Raw genomic sequence first — 5,077 nt, forward strand, 5'->3', positions numbered from 1 at the left:
GTTCAGTTTTCAATGTTCATATAATGTATTTTGTCGTTTTGTTTTAGCGACCTTTGTATCTTAACATCGTTTTAACATGAATGTCAACACTTAATCATAAAATTTATTAAAACAAATTGAAAAGGTGTGTGTTTCCTTGAAAACAAAGCTCTTAATAACCATCACTTCTGTATTGTTATTCTTGCTGTTACTCTTCGCGCCCAATACTTACTCTACACTTCTTCCCGTGTTCCAAGTAACCGAAAAACCAAGTGTTATTTCGAAGGGAGCCTATGGGAATACGGTAACTATCGACCTATCATTTGGTAGAGAGGATGTAGAAACCCTAGTAGAAGGTTTAAAAGCTCCTTATCCTCATTTTTTCATTAGCATTGAATGGATTGAGCGATCTGAGCCCATTATTAAAATGATGCAGGATAAAAAAATCCCTATTAGTCTGTTGGGTAAAGAGGGCTTGCTGTATATAGAGGACCGGAGTCTATTTAAAAAAGAAATAGATAGATTTGAAGAGGCTATTGGTGTGAAGCCAGATTGGTTTCGGACTTCTGATTACGAGTTCCCTGTTGAACTTCAAAAAGATGCCTGGAAGGAGGAAGTAAATCTTTTAGGCTCTACTTTAGTTTTAGGAAATACTGTGCCTAAGCTTACGAAGGGAGATATACTTACCGTTCCTCTCCACCAGGAAGAAAGAATCGATACAATCCAGCTTGCAAAATATTTAAGATCACAGCCTTTTGTTAGTATTGAACAAAATATATTTAATATGAAAATGAAAACCAAAAGTTATCCTGAATAGCGTAGAGAATTCAACTATTCTTCTATAATAAAAAACTGCTCCGACTAATAGTCAGAGCAGTTTTCTTATTTAACCTTTGCCTCGGCTTCTCTTCTCGCTTTTCTACGCGCTTCTAGTTTTAATCGGTCTTCATCAGATTTAGCGTTGTATTTTGGTAAAGCCAATAACTGATATGCATTAACCGCTAAAATTGGGAACAATAATAAAGTAACCCAGCTATCGACGTTATCCGCATTAACCATTAAGACAGGCAGCCACTCTAATGTTGAAATTACAATCATAAAGAACAATGCAGAGATTAACACGTGTTTTTTCGTTTTATTTGCTTTAATAAGCGCCACCACTACTCCTGTTCCGATTAGAACGACTAACAAGAAAGCGTATAGCCAAACTTGCGAAGTAGTATCCGCGTTTGGACGGAAACGGAACATTATTAAATCAAATATGACAAATGCAATGATTAATAACTGTACCCAATTCCATAAAGTTAGGGTTCTAAATATATTTACACCCATTTGGTGAATCGTTAAATATGCGAAAAATCCCATTTGAGTAATAACACTTACGGTAAAGCCCATTACTACCATAAAAGCAAAGGCAGCAAGAAACTCACTCCATTGGCCTGCTTCAAAGTATTTAGCAAAGGCATCATCCCAACGGATAAATAGTCCTAAAACTCCTGTTATTAAACCACCGATGAGCATGGAATTGATAAAAAATTTAAACCAATTTCGTATTGTCACAGCTAGGTTGCCTCCATCTACTCTATTTCATCCTTCAATTGTAACAACGATTTGCCAAAAAATCTATTTCTTCATAATATCAATACATATTTCCGTACTAATTGTGAACAATAATTGAAAAGGATGGTGAGGAATCAATGAAGTATTTCGCCTTGATTTTATTAAGTATTGGGTTACTAGCTGGTTGTAGTGACTCTTCTAGTACTCCTTCATATGAAGAAAACAAAAAGATGTTAATCGATGCTTTACAGACAGAGGATGGTAAAAAAGCTATTCGAACTCTTTTAGAGGATCCAAAGTTTCAAGAAATGCTTGTAATAGACAGTGAGCAAGTAAAAAAGTCAGTAGAACAGACAATGCTTTCGAAGGAAGCCGAGGAGTTTTGGAAAGAAATTTACCAGGATCCTAAATTTTCTGAGACCATGGCTAAGAGTATGAAGAAGCAACAAGAAGACTTAATGAAAAGCATGATGAAGGATCCAGAGTATCTGAAAGACTTAGAGACATTCTTTAGCTCAGACGAAATGAAAAAAGAATTAGAAAAAACATTGAAATCGAGTGATATGAGAAAAGAAATTCAAAAAGTTGTGGAAGAAACTATCCAAAGTCCGTCCCTCCAAGCAAAATGGCAGAAGCTAGTGGAAGAAGCCGGTGCTTCTAAAGAAGAAGGTGGCTCTAAAGAAGAGGGAGGTAAAAAAGAAGAAAAATAGGCCGCTCCTCTATGGAAACGGCCTTTTCTTTATGCTTTTTCTATTACTTTTTCAGCTATTTCTAAGTATAGCTTCCCAGTATCATGCGTTTCGCCGTATACAGAAGGAGCAAAGTCAATGTCGTTCCAGTCAGGCTGACCTAATGGAATTTGGCCAAGAAGCTCTGTACGAAGTTCATCCGCAAGTTTTGGTCCTCCGCCTTTTCCAAAAACAAATTCCTTTTCGCCTGTAGATTTAGATTCATACCAGGACATATTTTCAATAACACCTAGAATCTCATGGTCCGTCTGTAATGCCATTGCACCTGCACGCGCTGCTACAAACGCAGCTGTAGGGTGAGGAGTGGTTACAACTATCTCTTTAGAAGCCGGTAGCATTTGGTGTATGTCTAACGCGACGTCACCAGTTCCCGGTGGTAAATCTAGTAGCAAGAAATCTAACTCTCCCCACTCTACGTCTTTAAAGAATTGGTCTAACACTTTCCCTAACATTGGTCCACGCCAAACTACTGGAGTATTGTTCTCTACAAAAAATCCCATGGATATTACTTTTACGCCTTTGCGTTCCACTGGAATAATTCGATCCTCTTTAATCTGTGGTACGTCTTTGACACCCATCATATCAGGCACACTGAAGCCGTAAATATCTGCATCAACTAAAGCAACTTTTTTACCTAGTCTTGCAAGAGCAACAGCTAAGTTTACGGATACTGTAGATTTACCTACTCCACCTTTACCTGATGCAATTGAGATGATTTTTACTTTACTGTTTGGAGAAAGAATATCTTCGCTATCGCTTTCTTTCCCTTTTCCTCTGAACTGCTCCAATACTTCTTTAGGAAGCTCCTCAAAACGAATACCTACAGTATTTGCACCAGCGTTTTTTAATACCTCAACCACTTTTGTTTGTAATTGCATCTGCTCCGCAGAATTGATCTTAGCGATTGCAAGCTTAACGCTAACATGATTTTTTTCTTCTTTTATTGAAACTTGAGAGATACCATTCGTTTCTTCAAGCGTTCTATGTAAAAACGGATCGTTTAATTCCCCAAGTAATGTACGAACTTGATTCTCATTAATCATTGTGTAGACACTCCCCTTTAGTTAACTATTCGCAATATAGTATACCATATACGAGTGTCTACCATCCCATCATCGGCTCAATAAATGCTTTCCTCTACAAATACACCAATCCCTTTGGCAATTGCATTTACCATATCGTTTTGATATTTGTCTGATGTTAGCAATTCTCTTTCCTCCGTATTGCTTATAAACCCTGTCTCTACTAATACCGCCGGGGCTTTCGCTTTCTTTAAAATGTATACTTGTTTAATAGCTAGTGCTTCTCTTTCTGTATTCCCAATGTTAGTTCTTATAGAAGATTGAATAGACTTTGCCAATAACTGACCACCTTCATGTCCTTCCGCATGATAGAAAACCTGTGCTCCTCTCCATCTCTCCTCTGGCACAGCATTAACGTGCATACTGATTACCATATCCGGCTCAGAGTTATTCATTATCTCCTCACGAAGCAAAAGGTCCGCTCGTTTTCTAGCTCTTGTAGTTGGAAAATCCTCATCTGGTGAATGTTCAGCTACAGCGTCTCCTTCTTTAGTTCTTGTCATAACAACGGTTGCCCCTTGAGACTTCAATAACTTCTCTAGTTTAAGAGACATAGCTAATGTAATATCTCTTTCCACTATTTCTCCATAACTAGCGCCGCCATCCATACCACCGTGGCCTGGATCAATCACAATCTTTACCCCACTCAAAGGCACTGGTAGGAAGAAACCAATATCACTTGCTCTCGTACTGTACGTTACAGCTAATAGAGTGACAAAAAATAAAACCCCAATTGTTAACCATTTCTTCAGTTTAATCGCCCCTTTTTCACTCATTATACGTACGAGGGACAAATAGTATGATTAGATTCTAGGCTTCATTTTAGAACTTATCCAAAACGAGGGAACAGATAAAACTGTAATAATAGATATGATAAAGAACACGACTGCTCCAGCTCCTATTTTGTCTAAGAGTATGCCTCCCAAACTAGGAGCAATTATTCTACCAATAGACTTAACTCCGGTTAGAGCGAAGTAAGTTCCTTTCTCATGGTCCTCGCACATACTGTCTATATGTATATCTACCATTGTAAATACGAGCACCTCTCCAGCAGTGAAGATTATCATCGCTCCAATCAAAACAATAATATTAGGACTTTGGCCAAATATTAATAATCCTATGGATAACATCCCACTTCCTATCATGAGAGAAGTAGTCGTACTAATCCGCTCACCAAGCTTATAAACAAAATATTGGATGACAAGAACCGTAATAGCATTCGTAGTGATCAGCCATGCAAAATATTGTACAGCAAGCTCAGCGTCAAACGTCCTTCCAAGATATTGGCTGAAGGTCGAATCAAACTGACTGTATCCAAAGGTTACAAAAATAAGAGCTAGTACAAAAATGCTAAACGCATAATCTTTTTTAAATACATAAAAAGATTGAAAAATAGATGATTTACTTGCACTAGCCACTGGCCACACCATTGGATACTTCTTAAACAACACTAAAAATGTAATAATGTTAATTAAAAAGATAAAACCTACTCCAAAGAATATATTCTCTAGCCCAAAACGCTGAAAATAGACAGAAGTAAGGGGAGCTACAGCAGCAGAAATATTAATCAAGAAATATCGGATATTAAAAATTAGTCTTCTATTCTCTGGTTCCGTATAAAGACTCAACAGAACACGATAGGTCGGCTCTACAATCGATTGACTCATTCCAAGAACAATTGCAAAAATGATAAATCCTGCGTATTGA

Annotated in this window: 6 protein-coding genes; 2 read left to right on the forward strand and 4 right to left on the reverse strand. The window is 37.5% G+C overall.

Going from position 1 to position 5,077, the window contains the following annotated elements; all coding sequences use genetic code 11:
- Positions 1-136 precede the first annotated feature (136 nt).
- Entirely contained in the window at positions 137-796 is a 660-nt protein-coding gene (locus AC06OU_RS09095) for a polysaccharide deacetylase family protein (protein ID WP_475855328.1), read from the forward strand.
- A gap of 65 nt (positions 797-861) precedes the next feature.
- On the opposite strand, the gene AC06OU_RS09100 is transcribed toward AC06OU_RS09095, so the two are convergent.
- Positions 862-1,539, reverse strand: a complete 678-nt coding sequence (locus AC06OU_RS09100) for a KinB-signaling pathway activation protein (RefSeq protein ID WP_475855330.1) — start codon at positions 1,537-1,539, stop codon at positions 862-864.
- A gap of 137 nt (positions 1,540-1,676) precedes the next feature.
- On the opposite strand from AC06OU_RS09100, the gene gerD reads away from it, so the two are divergent.
- Entirely contained in the window at positions 1,677-2,249 is a 573-nt protein-coding gene (gene gerD, locus AC06OU_RS09105) for a spore germination lipoprotein GerD (RefSeq protein ID WP_475855331.1), read from the forward strand.
- Positions 2,250-2,278: 29 nt separating this feature from the next.
- Here the strand turns inward: gerD and AC06OU_RS09110 are convergent, their stop codons facing one another.
- From AC06OU_RS09110 to AC06OU_RS09120, 3 genes are all read right to left on the reverse strand, one after another.
- Complete coding sequence (locus AC06OU_RS09110; RefSeq protein WP_169359341.1) at positions 2,279-3,331, reverse strand: Mrp/NBP35 family ATP-binding protein; 1,053 nt, start codon at positions 3,329-3,331, stop codon at positions 2,279-2,281.
- Positions 3,332-3,408: 77 nt separating this feature from the next.
- On the reverse strand, positions 3,409-4,122 hold the full coding sequence (locus AC06OU_RS09115) for an N-acetylmuramoyl-L-alanine amidase (protein WP_475855335.1): 714 nt from the start codon (positions 4,120-4,122) through the stop codon (positions 3,409-3,411).
- Between the two features lie 51 nt (positions 4,123-4,173).
- The coding region (locus AC06OU_RS09120) for an MFS transporter (RefSeq protein WP_475855333.1) at positions 4,174-5,077 on the reverse strand (904 nt) is incomplete at its 5' end.

The organism is Psychrobacillus sp. (genome assembly GCF_056205495.1).